The following is a 709-nucleotide window of genomic DNA, read 5'->3' on the forward strand; positions in this document are numbered from 1 at the left end:
GGGCGTGTTCGGCGGGGGAGCGGTCGGCGTGCAGGGCGGTGACGGGGCCGCGGTGCCCGGCGTCGGCGAGCTGTCCGAGCAGGGCGATCATCGGGGTGACGCCGATACCGGCGGAGGCGAGCAGGAGCGGGGCGCCGGGGTCGACGTCGCCGAGGACGAGGTCGCCGTAGGGCGCGGAGACCCGCACCACGGAACCCGCCCGCACGCGCGCGTGCAGCTGCCGCGACACCTCGCCCTCGGGCGAGCCGTCCTCCCCCCGGACCCGCTTGACGCAGATGAGCCGGTCCACGCCGCCCGCCGCCCCGGTGAGGCTGTACTGCCGTATCTGCCGCGCCCCGTCGTCGAGTTCGACCTGCACGGACACGTACTGCCCGGCGCGGTGGCGGGGCACCGGCGCTCCGGCCCCGTCGACGGGGCGCAGCCGGAAGGTGACGACGTCCGGCGTCTCCTCCACGCGCTCGACGACCTCGTGGTCCCGCCAGGTGCCCTCGGCGGCGGTGGCGCCGTGCCCGGCGTAGAGCCGGGCCTCGATGGCGATGAGGGCGTTGGCCATGAGCCAGTAGACCTCGTCCCAGGCGGCGGCGGTCTCGGCGGTGACCGCGTCGCCGAGCGTCTCGGCGAGGGCGGCGAAGAGGTGCAGCCGCACGGTCTCGTACTGCCCGGGGGCCACGCCGAGCGAGGCGTGCTTGTGCGCGATGCGGTTCAGCAT

Annotated in this window: 1 protein-coding gene; it reads right to left on the minus strand. The window is 76.0% G+C overall.

Going from position 1 to position 709, the window contains the following annotated elements:
- The coding region (locus tag AB8Z36_RS41370) for a globin domain-containing protein (RefSeq protein WP_369218480.1) at positions 1-709 on the minus strand (709 nt) is incomplete at both ends.

The sequence above is a fragment of the Streptomyces flavofungini genome (genome assembly GCF_041028215.1).
Lineage (GTDB): Bacteria > Actinomycetota > Actinomycetes > Streptomycetales > Streptomycetaceae > Streptomyces > Streptomyces flavofungini_B.